At 41.8% G+C, this 20,132-nt stretch carries 15 protein-coding genes; 2 read left to right on the top strand and 13 right to left on the bottom strand.

Features of this window, described 5'->3' with window-relative positions:
* Positions 1–3: 3 nt before the first annotated feature.
* The 6 genes from Q0976_RS10005 to topA all read right to left on the bottom strand — a co-directional run bounded on the left by Q0976_RS10005 (position 4) and on the right by topA (position 7,240).
* Positions 4–621 (bottom strand): energy transducer TonB, encoded by a 618-nt coding sequence (locus tag Q0976_RS10005; RefSeq protein WP_299493540.1) that lies wholly within the window; start codon positions 619–621, stop codon positions 4–6.
* Between the two features lies 1 nt (position 622).
* Entirely contained in the window at positions 623–1,027 is a 405-nt protein-coding gene (locus Q0976_RS10010) for a biopolymer transporter ExbD (protein ID WP_299493542.1), read from the bottom strand.
* 13 nt (positions 1,028–1,040) lie between these two features.
* The gene (locus Q0976_RS10015; protein ID WP_298772217.1) at positions 1,041–1,568 is read right to left on the bottom strand and encodes a MotA/TolQ/ExbB proton channel family protein; all 528 of its coding nucleotides are present in this window, start codon (positions 1,566–1,568) and stop codon (positions 1,041–1,043) included.
* Complete coding sequence (locus tag Q0976_RS10020) at positions 1,568–2,923, bottom strand: MotA/TolQ/ExbB proton channel family protein (RefSeq protein WP_299493544.1); 1,356 nt, start codon at positions 2,921–2,923, stop codon at positions 1,568–1,570. Before Q0976_RS10020 ends, Q0976_RS10015 begins: the two co-directional genes overlap by 1 nt.
* Complete coding sequence (locus tag Q0976_RS10025; RefSeq protein WP_299493546.1) at positions 2,923–3,705, bottom strand: DUF3450 domain-containing protein; 783 nt, start codon at positions 3,703–3,705, stop codon at positions 2,923–2,925. The genes Q0976_RS10020 and Q0976_RS10025 overlap by 1 nt, the downstream gene beginning before the upstream one ends.
* A gap of 868 nt (positions 3,706–4,573) precedes the next feature.
* Positions 4,574–7,240, bottom strand: a complete 2,667-nt coding sequence (topA, locus tag Q0976_RS10030; RefSeq protein WP_299493548.1) for a type I DNA topoisomerase — start codon at positions 7,238–7,240, stop codon at positions 4,574–4,576.
* A 354-nt stretch (positions 7,241–7,594) separates the two neighbouring features.
* Between topA and astB the strand changes: the two genes are divergently transcribed.
* Positions 7,595–8,941, top strand: coding sequence for an N-succinylarginine dihydrolase (gene astB, locus Q0976_RS10035; protein ID WP_299493550.1), 1,347 nt, complete (start codon positions 7,595–7,597; stop codon positions 8,939–8,941).
* Between the two features lie 93 nt (positions 8,942–9,034).
* Here the strand turns inward: astB and Q0976_RS10040 are convergent, their stop codons facing one another.
* The gene (locus Q0976_RS10040; protein WP_299493552.1) at positions 9,035–11,536 is read right to left on the bottom strand and encodes a hypothetical protein; all 2,502 of its coding nucleotides are present in this window, start codon (positions 11,534–11,536) and stop codon (positions 9,035–9,037) included.
* 284 nt (positions 11,537–11,820) lie between these two features.
* Here Q0976_RS10040 and Q0976_RS10045 point away from each other — a divergent pair, with 284 nt between their 5' ends.
* Positions 11,821–13,134, top strand: a complete 1,314-nt coding sequence (locus Q0976_RS10045; protein ID WP_299493554.1) for a dicarboxylate/amino acid:cation symporter — start codon at positions 11,821–11,823, stop codon at positions 13,132–13,134.
* Between the two features lie 86 nt (positions 13,135–13,220).
* On the opposite strand, the gene Q0976_RS10050 is transcribed toward Q0976_RS10045, so the two are convergent.
* From Q0976_RS10050 to Q0976_RS10075, 6 genes are all read right to left on the bottom strand, one after another.
* Positions 13,221–14,525 carry an inosine/guanosine kinase gene (locus tag Q0976_RS10050; protein WP_299493556.1) on the bottom strand — a complete coding sequence of 435 codons (1,305 nt, stop codon included), beginning with the start codon at positions 14,523–14,525 and terminating at the stop codon, positions 13,221–13,223.
* Between the two features lie 411 nt (positions 14,526–14,936).
* Complete coding sequence (adk, locus tag Q0976_RS10055; protein WP_299493558.1) at positions 14,937–15,581, bottom strand: adenylate kinase; 645 nt, start codon at positions 15,579–15,581, stop codon at positions 14,937–14,939.
* A gap of 121 nt (positions 15,582–15,702) precedes the next feature.
* Positions 15,703–16,548 (bottom strand): tetratricopeptide repeat protein, encoded by an 846-nt coding sequence (locus tag Q0976_RS10060; protein WP_299493560.1) that lies wholly within the window; start codon positions 16,546–16,548, stop codon positions 15,703–15,705.
* Positions 16,549–16,960: 412 nt separating this feature from the next.
* Positions 16,961–18,892 (bottom strand): molecular chaperone HtpG, encoded by a 1,932-nt coding sequence (gene htpG / locus Q0976_RS10065; protein ID WP_299493563.1) that lies wholly within the window; start codon positions 18,890–18,892, stop codon positions 16,961–16,963.
* Between the two features lie 256 nt (positions 18,893–19,148).
* Positions 19,149–19,748 (bottom strand): recombination mediator RecR, encoded by a 600-nt coding sequence (recR, locus tag Q0976_RS10070; RefSeq protein ID WP_299493565.1) that lies wholly within the window; start codon positions 19,746–19,748, stop codon positions 19,149–19,151.
* A 6-nt stretch (positions 19,749–19,754) separates the two neighbouring features.
* Positions 19,755–20,084, bottom strand: a complete 330-nt coding sequence (locus Q0976_RS10075) for a YbaB/EbfC family nucleoid-associated protein (RefSeq protein ID WP_299493567.1) — start codon at positions 20,082–20,084, stop codon at positions 19,755–19,757.
* Positions 20,085–20,132 lie beyond the last annotated feature (48 nt).

Genomic DNA, 20,132 nt, shown 5'->3' on the forward strand with positions numbered 1-20,132 from the left:
ATATTACCTCCCTTTATCCAATTTAAAGTCGAGTTGTACTGTTAAACCAGGTTGTTTAATGGCTTTACCATCAACAATTTTAGGCTTGTACTTCCACTTACGTAAGGCTTTACGCGCTTCTTTGTTGAACACACGCTTAGGTTCGGCCTTGATCACTTTAACGTCTTCAACACCACCGATTTCATTAATGGTAAAACTCAGTTGTACCCAACCTTCTTTACCATCACGAGCAGCAGCAATCGGGTATTGTGGTTCAATACGAACAATCGGTGTCGCATCCCCATCACGGGTCATCATACTCCCCATTTTAAAGCCAGTATCAGTTGCTCCTGCATTTACTCCTCCCATTGAAAAAGACATATTGGTATCTATTTCAGATGAGCTGTCAGGTGGCGTGATATCCGGTTTAGGCGGCTGCTCAGGCGGCGTTGGTGGCTTAGGTCTTACTCGAGGTTTATTTTGTGCTGTCGAATCAGCTCTGTCCATTGTGAGTACTATCACAGGAGACTCTTCCTTGATAGGGGCCCGTGTAGGGCCTCCACCGACAAGAAAAGCCATAAATACAAACAGAGCAAAAGTCACAGCACCACCAATTATCAATGATACTATTACTCTTAGCATATTAGTCTTTCCCCGCTGAAACCGATATTTTATCGATACCTGCTTTCTTCACATTATCCAATACTTTAATGACTAAGCCATGTTTGGCTTCTTTATCTGCTTGAATAAGGACGGCCGCTTCAGGTGCTTCAGCAAGCATTCTTTCTACGTTTGCTGTGACACGCTCAATATCAACTTGACGATTTTCCATCATAATAACGCCTGTTTTACTGACGCCAATAAAAATGTTAGCCGACGGTTTCTTCTGCGCTTGAGACGCTTCAGGCTTGTTATAATCTAGGCCTGATGGTTTCACAAACGATGTTGTTACAATAAAGAAGATCAACATGATAAACACGATGTCTAACATCGGTGTCATATCAATTTGCGCTTCCTCTTCCACGCTGGAGTGCTTTCTACGTGCCATGTTCAATCTCTCTCTAGTGGTGCGGCATGCTGTCTTTTAGCTTTTCAATACTGATTTTCATTTGTGCATCAAGACGAGTACTGAAGAATACTCCTGATAACGCTGCAACCATTCCTGCCATTGTCGGCATGGTCGCCATTGAAATACCAGCTGCCATCATACGCGCATTACTCGTGCCATGAACTGCCATAATTTCGAAGACTGAAATCATACCGGTTACAGTTCCCAGTAAACCTACCATAGGACAAATAGCCACTAAGGTTTTAATGATCAGCATACGAGCCGTTAAATCTTGCTTTGCTTGGGATATCCAAGCTTCACGGATCCGGTGTGCATACCAAGAGGTTGAATCCTCTCTTTCATCCCATGTGTGAATAATTGCTTGATGTTGTTTTGGCGATACCCATTTTAAATACCAGTACCGCTCAAGCATCAATACCCACATGACAAATAGCACTGCCGCTACAATCCAGAGGACGTCGCCTCCGGAGGCCATGAAGCCCCTGACGGAATCCCATAAGTCCATCAGGTATAGCATCATTAGTCGTTCCTCTTCTCAGCGTGCGCCGCAATAATACCCGCACTTTGCTCTTCAAGTACTTGAACAATAGTCTTGCTACGCGCAACAACAATCGCATGAAGCAGCATTAACGGTAGGGCAGCGACAAGACCTTGTACCGTCGTCATCAATGCCATAGAAATACCACCTGCCATCAATTTAGGATCACCCGTACCAAATAACTGGATACTTTGGAAAGTGGCAATCATACCCGTTACAGTACCTAACAGACCCATCATAGGCGCAATGGCTGCAAGCACTTTAATGATAGAGATACGAGACTCAAGTGCCGGGGTTTCTTTTAAAATGGCTTCATCTAATTTCAGCTCAAGCGTTTCAACATCAACATCTTTATTGTTGTCATACACTTTAAGCACGCGACCTAAGGCATTATTACCAGGCTTATCAAGGTTCTTACGCTGCGCTTTCACTTTCGCACCCACGACACCTAACGTCACTAAACGTTCAAGAGCAATTAAGGCACCTAAGATAAGTAAAGCAATAATGATGTAACCAATGGTTCCACCGGCTTCAATACGCTCTTCAATGGTCGCCTTTTGAGTGAAGATGTTTAACAACACACCACGTACAGGGTCAATATACAGTTTTGCGTAACCTGTTTTGGTTTCTTCAAATTTCTTAATAGGTGAAACTTGATAACCATCAGGTTGCTGAGACAGCTCTTGAATAAGGTTTAGCTCAGGGTTATAAACCACATACTCATTATTGGCTAATAAGTTAAAGGTACCGACACGGGTCACTTTTGTGTTTACAACACTACCGTTAATATCCGTCACTGTGCCATCGAAGGTAACAACCTTACCTGACTCAACCATTTCAAATAACTGCGCTTCCCAAAACTTATGTAACTCTTCAATTTTAGGGAGTTGCTTACGAGCGGCGAGCTCTTCAATAAAAGTGTTACGACCTGGATACTGAGCACTGATATTCGACGCAGCCAGTTTGCCGGCAAAATCACCTGCATCCCCTTTAACCACACCAAACATTTCGCCTAAATCACCTTGTGCCGTTTTTAAATCTTCTTCTAACTGAGCAATTTTACGCTCGTTATCCAAAAAGGCTTGATTCAGATCTTTACCACGTTGTTTTTCATTTGCTAAAGCTTGTTTTTCACGCTTTAACAATGCCGCTTTATCGCCACGCTCATTTCTGAACTCTTGCTCACGTTTTTTGTTAACCTTTGCTTCCGTAGCACGATCAGATTGTACCTGCTTTAATAGTTGATCAATGTTTTTGGGTGCATCAGCGGCACTCACCATGCCTGACACTAGCGACAGAGTAGAAGCAAGGATTGCTGTTTTTATTAACTTCTTCATTATTGTGCAGCCTCCGCAGCTGGAATGGGTAACGCAAAGAGATCGGGTGCACCTTGTTTACGTGCAATACGAATACCTTTTGTGATATCACGTAAATAGCTATCATCTAGCTTTTCCCAGCCCTTAGTGTCAGCGTTATACATCCATGCTGATTTTTGATCTAAGCTTTGAGCGTATAATGCAACACGGCCTAAACGGAAAAAATCAACAAGGATTTCTTTGCCATCCATGTTTAATTTACCCGTATCAACAGCCACAAAGTTACCGTAATCACGCTCGATGCTATAGGCATCAAGAATAAGGCGGTATTTCTCTGCTAATGTGACTTCGGCGCTGTTTAATAAATTTTTAAGATTCGCTACACGCTCGGTACGCGTTTCAGTGTTGAAAGGCAGATCCAACTGAACAAATTGATCAAGCGCATCAACCATCTTAAACATCAGAGGTACAACGCCTTGACGTAATGTATCAATACCATTGATATCATCTTGAATGGATTTCATTGTCGCTTCTTGATCAGCGACTAAACCCGCTAAATAATCATTATATGCTTTAGTAGACTCGCGCTCATCGGCAACTGAACCGTATTCAAAAACCATATCTTGAGCTTGATCAAAATATTTGTCGACTTTCTTTTGAGACGCCGCTGACGCTTGATGAATTTTGCTGTCAGCATTTTGGACATTTGAAAGAGGGTCGGCCATCACGAGTGGGCTACCGGCTAAGGCTAGTGCGCCTATAAGCGCCTTAGCGATTGTTGTTTTATTGCTTACCTTGGACATAGTTCCCAACCAATTTAAAGTGATGAAAAAATCTTTAACTTAACGATAACAGGCATTCTTATTGTATTTGACTCCTGTATCTAAGCCTGTATTTCTATTGTGATTGTTAATTATTATCTTCTTTATTCCTATGAATGATAGGATGCAGACTGTCACGCATCATTCCACAAACTGTTAACCTGTGTCAACATTTGAGAAGGGAGAAAACTAGTAAAAAGCCAAGTTAGAGCATAGAAAACGCGCACAAGGGGTTAATTTGAACAAATATGAAATGAAAAGACATTTAATCAGCCATTCACTCTTTATTAAAAGACATTTTTGTTAACATAAAAAACACACCGGGCCGTCCAATAACTCACAATAATATCGCTCACCTTAATGACGATTAATTCGAGACAGCGTCGAAATTTAGAAGGGTTACTCGTGGAAAAACAGCTAGAGTTCATATACTAATATTAAAAAATTTACTTTGTTAAAATTGAAAAGGTTAACAATTTGAGATTAAAAAGTAACATTTATAAAAATGAGAAAAACAAAAGTGAAATACGCCTCCAAAACACTAGAATTAACATTTTAACTGCGTAATTAATCACCCCAGCCCCCACATAAAGCATGCCGACTAACCAATAAAAATTGGTCAAAACCACTGTTTTTTAAGTTTTCAACAACACTTTGTTTATGACAAAATGATATATAAAAGTTGAATAAAAAATGAATAACATCACTTGCGAATGCATCATTAATCATCAATTATCTCTCTTCAAGCAATAGAGCCCCTTCTATAATCTGCTTTACTTCTCTTCAAAATACCCATAAAAAAGCCCCCAACAGCTTAGCTATTGAGGGCTTAATAAACATTAAAGGAAAATTATTCTTTGGCTTTCGCTTTTGCCTTAGCTTTAGGTTTGGCTTTCTTCTTCGCCTCCGCAACCCATTTACCGTCAATATACTTCGCTGTCCAACCTGTGGCTTTTCCTTCCACATCGGTAGCAACATATTGCTCTTTAGTCTTACGACTAAACCTCACGGTCGCTAAATTACCCTCGTCATCTTTAACGGGTGCATCGGCGAGATATTGATATTTTGGCCAAAGCAGCTCGCGATATTTCACTAACTCCTCAACCAGAGGTCCGCGAGTTTCTCTTGATTTAGGGAAAGTACTCGCCGCCAAAAATATGCCTGCAGCACCATCTCTTAATACAAAATAGGCATCTGACTTGGTACACTTAAGATCCGGTAAGTGAATGGGATCTTCTTTTGGTGGCGCCGCTTCGCCGCTCTTAAGCAATTTACGGGTATTTTTACATTCACTGTTAGTACAACCAAAATACTTACCAAAGCGACCATTTTTGAGCTCCATATCATGACCACAACGATCACATTCAATAATGGGGCCTTCATAGCCTTTAATTTTAAATTGCCCTTGTTCTACTTCGTAACCGCTGCAACTCGGGTTATTACCACACACATGCAATTTACGCTTTTCATCGATTAAATAACTGTCCATGGCCGTGCCACAAACACCACATCGATGTTTAGCCCTTAATGCATCAGTTTCGGCATCTTCGCTATTTTCACTAATCGCTTCTTCACCGGGAGTGAGATTTAACGTGGTTTTACAACGCTCTTTAGGTGGCAGAGCATAACCAGAACAACCTAAAAATACCCCTGTCGTTCCCGTACGGATCCCCATGGGCCTTCCGCAGGTAGGGCATTCAATATCCGTTAATACCATCTCATTGGGGCGCATTCCCCCTTCTTCGGGTGGCAGCTCAGCTTTATCAACTTGCTCGGTAAAGTCATTGTAGAAACCGTCAAGGACATGTTTCCAATCTCGCTTGCCTTGAGCAACATCATCTAATGTTTGCTCCATGCTCGCCGTAAAGTCATAACTCATCAGCTCTTGAAAACTACCCACTAAGCTATCACTGACAATTTCACCCATTTTCTCCGCATAGAAGCGACGGTTCTCAACTTTAACATATCCCCTATCTTGAATAGTTGAAATAATCGTCGCATATGTAGACGGGCGACCAATACCTCTTTTTTCAAGCTCTTTCACCAATGATGCTTCACTAAAGCGCGCGACAGGTTTAGTGAAATGTTGTTTAGGCAATAAATCTTTTAAGTTAAGTACGTCGCCCTGATTAACCACTGGCAAGGTATTATCTTCTTCATTTTTCTTCTTGATGGCAGGTTGAACCCGTGTCCAACCATCAAATTTCAAAATACGTCCCGACGCTTTAAGCTCATATTCACCCGCTTTGGCCGTTAAACGAGTCGCATCATATTTTGCTGGGGTCATTTGACAAGACACAAATTGACGCCAAATAAGCTCATATAAACGTTGTGCATCACGTTCCATATCAGTCAATGAAGCCGACTCGACTTTAACATTTGAAGGACGAATGGCTTCATGTGCCTCTTGCGCCCCGTCCTTACTGCCATAACGTAATGGAGTATCAGGCAAATATTTATCGCCAAATGTTTGCCCAATCATCTCCCGTACACTGTCTAATGCTTCTTGACTTAAATTAGTCGAGTCCGTTCGCATATAAGTGATATGACCGGCTTCATACAAACGTTGAGCCATCATCATGGTTTTCTTTACACCAAAACCAAGACGCGTACTGGCGGCTTGTTGAAGTGTAGAAGTAATATAAGGCGCAGACGGTTTACTCTGAGTCGCCCTATCTTCCCTTGATGTGATCACAAACGAAGCGTGTGATAATGCCGTAACGGCTGCTTGTGCTTGTGTTTCATTGACAGGTTTAAACGCCACATCTTGGCATTTAACGACCTGCATTTTTATCATTTCTTGTTTAGCCGTATTAAGATCGGCATGTACATCCCAAAACTCTTCTGGCACAAAAGCTTTAATTTCACTTTCACGCTCAACCACTAAACGTACCGCGACCGATTGCACTCGACCTGCTGATAAGCCTCTAGCGACTTTTTTCCATAACAAGGGGGATGCCATAAACCCCACAACCCGATCGAGAAATCGACGTGCTTGTTGGGCATTGACCATATTGGTATTTAAGTGCGATGGATGGCTAAAGGCATCTTTAATCGCCGATTTGGTGATTTCGTTAAACACTACACGTTGATAACGTGACTCATCACCACCAATGATCTCTTGTAAATGCCAAGCAATCGCTTCCCCTTCTCTATCCAAATCCGTTGCAAGATAAATATGATCAGCAGATTCAGCCAAGGTTTGTAATTCTTTAACCACTTTTTCTTTGCCTGGTAGCGTCTGATAATTCGCTTTCCAGCCATTATTGGGATCCACTCCCATACGGGCAATTAATGCCTGTTGAGCTTTAACCCTCTTATATTCTGCCTTATCTTCTGGTGACATTTTTCTCACTTCAGCAGGAGATTTACTGGCCACTTTCGTGTCAGCATTAGCAGAAGTCGGTAAGTCCCGAATATGTCCCACACTCGACTTAACGATGAATTCTTTACCAAGGTATTTGTTAATAGTCTTGGCTTTTGCCGGTGATTCGACAATAACTAGCGATTTACCCATAAATTAATTTGCGCCAACAAGTTTCAATATCATGAAAATTGGCTCCATATATAGAGTGTTGTGCAAACACTTTCAAGTGGAACCCTGTTTTATTTGCATTAGTAAGACACTTTTTAACCGTTTTACAAAAAATAACGAAAAATAATACTGCGTATTTAAAAACTAATATTCCATGATTAGTCATTAAGCAAGTCTCTTAGTGCATTTCAATTCAGATTGCCCTTTTCTTTAACATTTATCAAACTTGTAACCTTTGCTGCTTGTGTATATTGTGCGCTAATCAGCGCCGTTTTTACCGCTATCCAGATTGTTTGGGTATACATAAAACAGCCACTGCCGATTTAAGGATATACAATGGATCATTTTGAAGCGAACTTTGATGGACTTGTTGGTCCAACTCACAACTATGCCGGTTTGTCATTTGGCAATGTGGCCTCATTTAACAATGCCGATGCCATCTCTAATCCCAGAGCCGCCGCAAAGCAAGGGTTGGCTAAAGCCAAAGCCGTTGGGCAACTAGGGTTAGTACAAGGTATGCTCGCCCCTCAAGAAAGGCCCGACCTGCATACCTTGCGTCGCATTGGTTTTACCGGATCTGATGCTAACGTCCTGGCCCAAGCGATGAAACAGGCCCCATTATTACTCAACGCGTGCTGCAGCGCGTCTAGCATGTGGACAGCCAATGCCGCCACAGTCTCTCCTAGTAGCGACACATTTGACAATAAACTGCATTTTACCCCTGCCAATTTAGTCGATAAACTGCACCGCAGTATAGAACCTATCACCACAGGTCGGATCCTTGCCGCTACCTTTAACGATAGCCGCTATTTCAGTCATCATCAACATCTGCCCGAACACGCCAGTTTTGGTGATGAAGGTGCAGCCAACCATACTCGTCTGTGCGGTGACTATGGTAGTAAAGGGATAGAGCTATTTGTTTATGGCCGTGAAGCCACAAATCCCAATGCTGTTGAGCCACAAAAATTCCCTGCACGCCAGACCTTAGAAGCTTCGCAAGCCATTGCCCGCTTACATGGTCTCAATGACGATAACACTGTGTTTATTCAGCAAAATCCGTCGGTCATAGACCAAGGGGTCTTTCATAATGACGTCATTGCCGTTGGCAATCAAAATGTACTCTTCTACCATGAGCAAGCCTTTCTCAATACCCAAGAAAAACGCGCTGAAATAACAGAAAAATATAATAAAGCATGTAATAGACCACTGTATTTCATTGAAGTTCCAACTGATAAAGTCAGTATTCAAGACGCAGTAAGCACTTACCTTTTCAATACTCAGATTATCACCTTAGCGTCAGGCGATATGGCGATTATTGCACCGACAAACTGTGAAGAGAATCCAGCTGTTAAGGCCTATTTAGATGAACTTATCACTCTTGATACTCCCATTAAAAAAGTGCTTTATTTTGATGTGAAGCAGAGCATGCAAAATGGTGGCGGCCCCGCTTGTTTGCGACTAAGAGTAGCGATGAATGCGGCTGAAGTGGCAGCGGTGAATCCCCATACACTGATGAATGAGAGCCTGTTTACTTCACTCAATGCTTGGGTGGATAAGCATTACCGTGACAAACTCAGCATAAAAGATTTAGCCGATCCACAGTTGATTATTGAATCACGAACGGCATTGGATGAACTGACCCAAATCATGCACTTGGGCAATGTGTATCAGTTTCAGCGTTAAACATTAACGCTGAAAGTCATAATAAAAAAAATAAAAAGCCCAAGATCTGAATCGCTATTGGGCTTTATTAATCAATAGAATGTAACCTGCTACTTAATTCACAATACTGATACTAGCAACATGAGTTTCGATTCCTGAAGGCGTCGTGACCGTAATATCTAACACCCCTGTTTCTCCTTCACCATTTCCCTTAACTGACATATTGATCACAGTGCCCCCTTGGGTTCTATCTTGTATTGTCATTGAACTTGGAATAGGCGTACCGACTAACGTGCTGAAATTGATAATCGTGCCTGATGGTAGCGTTTGATTATGCCGATCAGACACTATCATGGATAAACTCCCTATGTTTTCACCTAGAATAGTCATAACTTGATCACCATCATCGACCCCACTGTCTACTACCACGGGCTCTGATGCATACGCCGTACTCCCTGACATCACTAAAACGATATTTTTTCTCACATGAATAGACGCCGTACCCGTTGTAATCGTGCCGCAGTCATCATGACCGTAATCATCCGTTGGTATAGAATTACCATTCCCATCTTCTTTATAATCACAATCATTGTCTTGTGCACAGCCACATAACACACCATTATATTTTCCATCGGCTGTATCAAACATACCTGTTGTATTATCTCTATTACCATCAAAATCAATCAGTTCTTCTAAGTCGCCGCCAGCTTCTCCGCCTGAAGCTTGCGGATTAAAGACATTATCTTCATTGAAATCCTCAAAAGCTTCATCCATGTCATAGGGCTCACCTTGAGTATTATTGCCCAAAAATAAAGCCCGCTCCGCTTCATCAAAGCGGCCATTGCCATTGGTATCGGCAAAGGACTCTTCCCCTATGGCAAAAGCGGTTATGGTAACCCGCCCGCCCATTGATTGACCAAAATCAGTATCAGAGTAGTTTTCTTGCACATCAAAATAACCATTACTGTCAGCTGGATGGTTAGCATCTCCCCAATAAGCGCCTATAGGGCGCACATTTTGACTGCGCCAGGTGACAAAACAGGCGCCATTTATCGTTAAACAATAATCATCGATTGAACCACCTTCGGTGCGAAAAGTGACTGCTGTGTCATCGGGCACGGGATTATTAAACGCATCGGCTAAACGCGCCGTAACAATGACTTCTGTGCCATCAATATCCCACGCTTCAGGGGAATAGTTATCGACACTGAGCGATACACTGTCTTGATCGGCGATACCTGTGGTGATCACTAACTCACTGGACTGACTGGAGATATCATCATATTCGCCTTCATCATTAACAAGGTAGGCCGTCACACGAATAGGCGTGGCCGTTGTACCGGCATTGACAGTGGTTTGCACTAAGCCTTCTGCATCCGTTATTGCCTCTGTAGGATATATGTCTAAGCCACCCACAGCTGTATTTAAAGAGAAATACACCTCTTCATTACTCATGGGCTGACCGCTCACATCGAGCACCTTAAACACAACTAACGATGTCGCAATACCGCCTGTATTTTTAATCCCTATTTGCTCTGGGGTCGCCGAAACAAACTCAATACTGCCTCTATCGGCAGGCAACACCTCAATACTTCCCCTCGCCGTTAAGCTTATGCCCACATCGGCAGTAATAGTGATGATGTCTTCCCCCACACAGCCATTGGCCCGATAGGTACTCGCCGCCCTGCCTTTATTGGCAACAACAGGGGAGCTTATCACTGCCTGGGGCGTTGAAAATTGGCTGCATACAGAAGAAAAATACACCTCGACAGGCTCTAAATATGGCGCTCCTGTATCATCGATTAAATCCACAGAAATCGTCGCGGTGCCCCCAGCTGACAATGTGTCAAGACTCACAGCAGCCAACTCTTCCTCAAAAGGGCTTCCCGAACCCATTTTCACATTATTGGCACCGACCGTAAAAATCACCTGATCGAACTCATTACTACTAATACTGGCCGTTACCGTATCGGCTCCTAACTGAGTTGCCGCATGCATATCAACACTGGCCACGCCGTCTTTCGTCACTGCGGTGGTAATAGGAAGGTGAGCAAGATTGGCATCAAAGGTGACAATCACGGCCTCATCGGTACCGATCACCGTGGCATTTAAGGTACCAGAGCGTTGCGTATTAATGCTATCAATCGTATTTCCATCATCATCGACCAGTGTTAAAGTGACTTGCCTAAGCCCAGCAACGCCGCCATCACCATGCATAAAAAATGCATGAGTATCATTCACATCGATCTGACTTGTAATGGAGGCTGTAAGCGAACCCGCCCCTTTAATATTTGAAGTGTAAAGCATGACCTGAGCTTGGCCATTTTCATTGGTAATCGCGGTGCCTGTGATGGGATCAAACGTGCCCAGTAGGGGATCATTTAAAGAAAATGTAACTAACTCTCCTGTCACAAAACCTTGTACTGAACTGGTCACAATGGCAGTAACAATGGCTGGTGTTGCAGCTGAAATGTCGGATTGCGAAATCGATAAAGAAACGGTGAAAACCTCATCGACCGGATCACTGGACTCTTCTTCAAAGCTGCCTCCGCCTCCACAGCCAACAACAATAAAGCAAGACAATACGGCCATTAAAAAGTATTTAACTGACTTCATTGTCAGCTCCTCCGTTAGTTCGATCACAGTTCAAACAACTTAAGAACAACTTTGGAACAACTAAAAAACAACCCATCCATTTAAATAAGTTAACTTCAAAGCAACGTTTTAGCAACTATAAAGCTTAACAATATGATAACCGCTTAAATTTTTAACTTTTAGCCTCTTTCAAGCTGACTGTAAGCTGACAAAACATTTCATCCTTGTCGCTTTCTTGTTAGGCTTTAGCTCTTCATTGAAAGGCATGCACAAATTAGCTCCATAACAATTATAAAGGAAGCAATATGGCTACGACTAAAACAAAAAAGCTCGGCCTAACCAGTAAAATACTACTCGGTATGGCAGGCGGGATCCTTCTTGGGCTCTTGCTTCGAAACCTTTTCCCAGAAAGCGATTTTATTAAAGAATATATGACCGATGGCTTTTTAAATGTGATCGGAACTATTTTCATTTCTGGATTAAAAATGCTAGTTGTTCCTCTGGTTTTTATCTCCCTTGTTTGCGGAACCTGCTCCTTAAGCGATCCGTCAAAATTAGGTCGCCTAGGAGGAAAAACCATCGCGTTTTATCTTTTCACCACCGCCATTGCATTATGTATGGCGATTCTCATTGCCATTGTTATTCATCCTGGTAACGCCAGCATGGTTGCTGAAGGCATGCATTTCGATGCAAAACAAGCCCCCAGCTTAGCTCAAGTCATTATTAACATTGTGCCAACCAATCCCATTAAAGCCATGAGTGAAGGTAACATGCTGCAAATTATTATCTTTGCAGTGATCTTCGGTTTTGCGATTTCTCATATTGGTGAACGTGGTAAGCGTGTTGTTGCCTTATTTGAAGATTTAAACGAAGTCATCATGCGTGTTGTCACTTTGATCATGCAATTAGCACCTTATGGTGTGTTTGCTTTAATGGCCAAACTTGCCCTCACCTTAGGCTTAGAAGATTTTCAAAGCGTTATTCAGTATTTCTTCGTCGTATTGTTTGTGCTGCTTATTCATGGCTTTATCGTTTACCCTACACTATTAAAACTGTTTTCTGGCTTAAGCCCTATTACATTCATTCGTAAAATGCGTGATGTGCAATTATTTGCTTTCAGTACCGCCAGTTCAAATGCAACGTTACCGGTAACGATTGAAACCGCTGAGCATAGATTAGGGGCACACAATAAAGTTGCTTCATTTACTTTACCTTTAGGTGCAACCATCAATATGGATGGCACAGCGATTATGCAAGGTGTCGCGACTGTCTTCATTGCACAAGTCTTTGGTATTGATTTAACTATTACCGACTATGCAATGGTCGTTGTTACCGCAACGTTAGCATCCATTGGTACCGCTGGAGTGCCTGGTGTTGGCCTTATTATGCTTGCAATGGTACTTAACCAAGTTGGCCTACCTGTTGAAGGGATTGCACTGATCATTGGTGTAGACAGATTACTGGATATGGTCCGTACAGCTGTCAATGTCACCGGTGATACCGTCGCAACATTAGTGATTGCTAAATCTGAAAATGAATTTAATGAAGAGATATTTAACTCGCCAGTGGCCGGTCATCCTGCTAAAAACTTTAAAGAGCAAATGCATCAACGTGATTAAAACGATGCGTTAATATTGTGAGTCAAAAAAGCGTCCAATTGGACGCTTTTTATTTATTGAACAATGTTATTGGTTAAACAATAACATTATCGCTCCCAATAACTCTCTTCTAAGCTGTCTTCTTTTTCCGGTAAACCCCGTGACAAACGTGGGCTGTGCTGGGCTAACACTTCATAAGCCACACGATTAGCGTATTTACAAATTTGAGAAAACGAAGAATAACAGAGGCCATCTCGAGTATGTTTACTTGAACCAGGTACAATTTGACGATGAAAGGTATTCGATGACAAATCATGTAATAATGCCGCTAACGCTCCATCACCTGCACCATTGGTATTTCGAATTTTTTCAGGACCACCCATGTAAGGAGAAATATGGGCATACACTTTCATGGGGGTTTCACAAGCTTGTTTTAACTTAGGTCTTGAAAACTCATAACGGTTAAATTCTGGAATGGCACCCGGTAATAGTGTATGACTGGTTTCTCGCTTTTCCGACTCTTCAGTATAACCTGCCGTATATAAACCTAATGGGCCTGCTGTAGTCAATACCATATCACACCAATCCAATGCCGCCTCACTGGCCAATAAAGGATCTTTATAGCCTGTCAGCGCTTCCCCTTCATCTTCATTCATGGCTAAAATAGTGACATGTTCTGTGATAAATTGTTGCCACCACTTAGGATCTTCTTCAATTAAAAAGCGTGTGCCCAATGTCAATACCACAGGTACCTCTGCCGCTTTAGCATACTCAATCGCCGTCATAGCCGCTTGGGTGATCTGATCTTCACCACTTGCTCGCATTAAATAAGCCGTCAAGATTAAAGCTGAACTGCCTTGCACAATTTGTTTATCGATATATTCAGGAGTGAGTTTATCCATCGCACCTTTACTGATAGCAAAAGTACGTTCACCACATTCAGAAATTAAAGTAAAGCAGCGACCTATTGGACCATCGACAGGCTGTAAATAATTTAAATCCACTTTAGATGAAGTGTTACACAGATAACGATAAGCATAACTGCCAATTTCAATATTTTGGCTCATTACACCAAATAAAACCGAGCGATCATCGGCTAATATGGAATAATTGTGCACTGTATTTCCAATGGTTCCCCCCGCAAACTCATCACTGATCATCGATTGCTGCTTTAGCTCAGTGTATAATGCATGCGCAGTGACATCATCAATAAGCGTTGAGTTTCCCTTTGGCAATTGATAACGGCTTAATAGCTCATCATCAACTTTCGCTTCAATATCAACCAAAGTTTGATCGATCCCTGCAATATAGGTCGAAAAAGGTCTCGGCTGTTGAATAAGCTGAGCCAATAAAGGATCACGATTATTAACAGGAAAATAATGCTTAGACTTACGTTTACCAGGAAACTTCATATAGCGCTCTCTTATTCAGCTTCCTTGCTAAATATCATTATAAAAATAACAACAAATGCATACAATAAGGTTTGTTGTTCTTTGGGTGGTTAAATTATGTCCTAACTAAAGGTGTGCTAATTGCGACACAGTAAGTGCTGCCAAGTCTTATCAGCCCCTTTCTTTAATAAACAGATCTACAACAAAGAATAAAACACCTTTAGACGGATCCTAGCAGTAGGCATATTTTACCGTTTAGCTGTTCAAAAAATCACTCGTCATCAAAAAATAAAGACCGAGCTATAGCCTGTTTTACCCCGAGCATAATAACAAGAAAACCACTCGACTAACATGCAGATATAAAAAATCAGGCTCACAAAAAAGTGAGCCTGATCAGAAATTAGCAAAATAAGGTAAAACACCTTTTAAAAACTAGCTTAATGCAGTCACAATTTGTTCACTCACTTGAGCAACCGACTGACTACCATCAAACTTGTCATAGGTCACATCACTGTTTGCTGCAACTTGAGTATAATATTCAACCAATGGCTTCGTTTGCTCATGGTAAATACCCAAACGTTTACGAACCGTTGCTTCTTCATCATCAGGGCGAATAGACAGTGCTTCGCCTGTCACATCATCAATACCTTCCACTTTAGGTGGATTAAACACAACATGATACACACGACCAGAGCCTGAATGCACGCGGCGACCCGCCATACGAGCAACGATATCTTCATCAGGCACATCAATTTCAATAACATGATCAAGTGCAATGCCACTTTCAGCCATTGCATCTGCTTGAGGGATCGTACGCGGAAAGCCGTCAAGTAAGAAACCTTTTTCACAATCATCTTGAGCAACACGCTCTTTGACTAAGCCAATGATCAGTTCATCTGAGACTAATTGTCCCGCATCCATGACTTTTTTAGCTTCTAAGCCTAATTGAGTCCCTGCCTTTATCGCTGCACGTAACATATCTCCCGTCGAGATCTGAGGAATACCGTACTTTTCCATGATAAATTGGGCTTGCGTCCCTTTACCAGCTCCTGGGGCACCTAACAGCATAATACGCATTTAAACTCTTCCTCTGTATTGCAACATTGTGATTATGGAGCGCGATTTTCGCATAATTAGCGGTGATTTTGAAGCGCTTTTATTGCATTCACTTATTCATTAATGCCAACACAAAACCGCATTAATAAAGTAACGTATATAATTTTCGTCGGTATTGATTCGCTAACGAGTGACCTTGCCCAAGTGCCGTTAATATTTCAAGAAAGACTTGTTTCACTTCACCATTACCCACAGTCACATCTTTTTTAAGGGGGGTAAAAATAAGCTCAAGCGCTTCTTCATTTCGACTAGCTTGGTGCAATGCCTTAGCTAACTTAATCAAAGCTTGACTATCTTCAGGGTGTTTTTCAAATTCACTCTGTAATAAACGAATTTCTGGGGTATCTGCCGCTTCCAGTGCCAATGCGAGTTTCGCTTTTAAGCTTTGATAATAACCATCTTGATCGGCAAGTCCCACTGAATCTAATAAACTTTCAGCCTCACTCAGCCCACCGGCCATCAGCTGGGCATCACAATAAACCAACGCCACCTCAGCACTTTGGTTTTCATCATAAGCCAGCTTCAATAAAGGCATTGCGGTTTGCCAATCTTGATCAGCCAACAGTGCTTTTGCTTCATTTAAGCGTAATTGCCACTGAGCTGGTAAGTGCTGTTCAAGCAAAGGTAAAATCTCAGCCGCATCTTTTACGCCAGCAAAACCATCAACTGGTTTCCCTTGATGTAAAATCAATGTGGTAGGTAAATTCTGAATTTGAAAATAGTTAGCGATTTCGACTTCAATATCGCAATTAATCTTGGCAAGAATAAAACGCCCTGCTTGTTGCTGCGCAATCTGCGTTAACACTTGTCCAAAACTGACACTTTCAGGACTCTGCTCGGCCCAAAATGCCAATACCACCACTTGCTCCATTGAGGCATCAACAATCTCTTGTATATTTTCTTTCGTCAATTCCAGAACAGTATCCATATTCTTCCTTTTACACTGGCATCTTTCTTCGATTTAAGAGCATAGAAACGCCAAATGATTCTTTCTATACGCCCATAATATTGATCTTTGGTGATTGTTTCGGCAGCAGTTTATGGAGGCTTTAAACAAGACAGAGCTTATGTTATACCGTTATTCAACATCAATAAACGATAGCGCTGTAAAAAGACGCCAAAAATACTCTCTATAGCATCCATCTAAATATATTCTACTTTTACGCTTTGTTGCAGGCCTCTTTATTAACGAAAAAGGCCTTACAAAGCTTGACCGTACTCATTGCGCCGCAATGACAACACGTTTATTTCAAATATTATTTATTCACAAAAGATCAATAATCCTTAAGCAAATATCAATAAATAAAAAAAGAGGCAGAAAGTCTGCCTCTTTTTAATGGCTATTTAACGTTAGCCACTAACATTTCATTCATCAACTTAATAAAAGCAGATGGGTCGGCAAGACTGCCTTTCTCTGACAACAAGGCTTGCTGCAGTAAAAGCTCTGACCACTGAGCAAATACATCTTCAGTTTGTTCATCATTTAAACGAACGACCAAAGGATGTTCAGGATTCAACTCAAAAATAGGCTTAGACTCAGGTACAGCTTGTCCAGCAGCTTGCATCATCTTCATCATTTGCGTTGACATATCACCTTCACCGGCAACCACACAAGCAGGGGTATCCGTTAGACGTGTTGTCACTTTGACATCTGAGACTTTGTCGCCTAATGCGGTTTTAACACGCTCAATCAAAGGAGCAGATTCTGATTCAAGCTTCTCTTGCGCTTCTTTCTCACTCTCATCTTCCAATGAGCCTAACTCAAGATCGCCACGGGTCACAGAGTGTAATTTCTTACCATCAAACTCAGTAAGATGACTCACTAACCACTCATCAATACGCTCAGACATTAACAAGACTTCAATGCCTTTCTTACGCAGAAGTTCTAAATGAGGACTATTTGCGGCAGCCTCATGGCTATCAGCAACAATATAATAAATCTTATCTTGACCTTCTTGCATACGGCTAACGTAATCAGTCAATGATACGGTTTCGCTAGCACCTTCACCTTGTGTTGATGCAAAACGTAATAAAGCTGCTACACGTTCTTTATTGGCAAAATCCTCAGCTGGGCCTTCTTTTAGCACTTGGCCAAACTCACCCCAGAAGTTTTGATATTGTTCAGCGTCATTTTTCGCCAGTTTTTCAAGCATACCTAACACACGCTTGGTCACAGCGGTACGCAGCGCAGTCGTGACTTTATTGTCTTGTAAAATTTCACGGGATACGTTTAATGGCAAATCATTTGAATCGATTAAACCTTGTACAAAACGTAGATAGCTTGGCATAAATTGTTCAGCGTCATCCATTACAAATACACGTTGAACAAATAATTTCAGTCCATGCTTACGATCGCGGTTCCACATATCAAAGGGTGCTTTAGCCGGTAAATACAATAAGCTTGTGTACTCTTGCTTACCTTCAACGCGGTTATGACTCCACTTCAGTGGATCACTAAAGTCATGAGAAATATGCTTATAAAATTCTTGATACTCTTCATCAGAAATATCACTTTTATTACGAGTCCAAAGCGCAGTCGCTTTGTTCATCGGCTCCCAAGCACCTTCTGTTGCTGGAATTTTTTCACCTGGTTCACCGTCTGGTCCTTCTGGTCCATCGCGCTCAGGTGTGCCTTCTTGATACATTTCAACAGGCACAGAGATGTGATCTGAATACTTTGTAATAATTGAGCGCAAACGATAATCATCAGCGAATTCTTTTTCTTCTTCGCGTAAATGTAAAACAATTTCAGTACCACGGTTTGCTTTTTCTATATTCTCAACGGTGAAATCGCCTTCACCTGTTGATTCCCAGCATACCCCGTCACTGGCGCTATGACCTGCTGCTCGGGTCCGTACCGTCACTTTATCTGCAACAATAAAAGAAGAATAGAAACCCACACCAAATTGGCCAATCAACTGTGAATCTTTTGATTCGTCACCTGAAAGGTTTTTAAAGAAATCAGCGGTACCTGATTTAGCTATGGTGCCTAAATGTTCAATCACGCCATCACGGGTCATACCAATACCATTATCTTCAATGGTCACGGTACCCGCTTCTTTATCAGCACTAATACGGACACGTAACTCGCCGTCACCTTCATAAAGGTCGTCTTGAGTAAGGGCTTCATAGCGTAACTTATCCGCTGCATCTGCGGCATTTGATACCAATTCACGCAAGAAAATTTCTTTATTTGAATATAAAGAATGGATCATCAAATGGAGTAATTGTTTGACTTCAGTTTGAAAGCCATGAGTTTCTTGTTGAGACATGAAATGCTCCCTGGTTAATCGCTAACACGAATATAAATTAAGTAATGTTTTAAAGATGGGGCTAGAAAAAAGCATTTCAAGGGTAAAAATAAAATCAGCGGCTAAATGGGTAAAAAAAATCCAGTTAATGCAACGCATTACTGGATTTATTCATATTATTAATTCTTATTTATTGATAAGAGTTAATAGCTTACGCATAAATAAACCATGCATTGGCCTATTCGGTGGCTCAGAGATGAATAAACTATCATCTTAACTACAAGGGTAAACGACCATTAAAAGACAACGCAAGGGTCGTGCTATCCACATATTCCAATTCTCCACCCACTGGCACACCATGGGCAATGCGGCTAACAGAAACCTGATGATGTTTTGCAATATCAGCAATAAAATGCGCTGTCGCATCCCCTTCAACGGTCGGGTTAGTCGCTAAAATTAATTCTGAAATGTCTCCGTCTGCGAGTTGCTGTTCAAGCAAACTTAAGCCAAGTTCATCTGGACCAATACCATCAAGGGGGGATAAATGCCCTAATAAGACGAAATAACGCCCACTAAAATGTCCTCCCGCTTCGATAGCAAGTACATCCGCAGGTGTCTCGACCACACAAATGACACTGGCATTACCCCGTTTATGGCTCACACAAATAGGGCACAATGCATCTTCAGTAAAAGTACGACAAGACTGACAATGCCCCACATCCAACATCGCCTGAGATAGCGTATTCGCTAATTTAGTCCCCTCACCTCTATCACGCTCTAATAACTGAAAAGCCATTCGTTGAGCAGACTTAGGACCGATACCGGGTAAACAACGTAATGATTGGATCAACTCATCGACTAATGGGCTAAATTTCATCAGGAATTAAAATGGCATCTTCATTCCCGGCGGTAACTGCATACCACCGGTAACTGCAGCCATTTTCTCTTTCTGATCCTCATCAACACGGCGAGCAGCATCATTACATGCTGCGGCAATTAAATCCTCTAGCATCTCTTTATCATCTTCCAATAAGCTAGGATCGATATCCACTTTGCGCACATTATGTGAACCCGTCATAGTTACTTTAACAAGGCCAGCACCCGCTTCACCAGTCACTTCCATTTGAGCAATTTCTTCTTGCACTTTGGCCATTTTATCTTGCATCATTTGGGCTTGCTTCATTAAGTTGCCCATACCGCCTTTTCCTAACATACGTATTTTCTCTTCAATTAAAGGTTGCAAGCAACCGGATAAAGTGGA

The sequence above is a fragment of the uncultured Shewanella sp. genome (assembly GCF_947501665.1).
Taxonomy (GTDB): Bacteria; Pseudomonadota; Gammaproteobacteria; order Enterobacterales; family Shewanellaceae; genus Shewanella.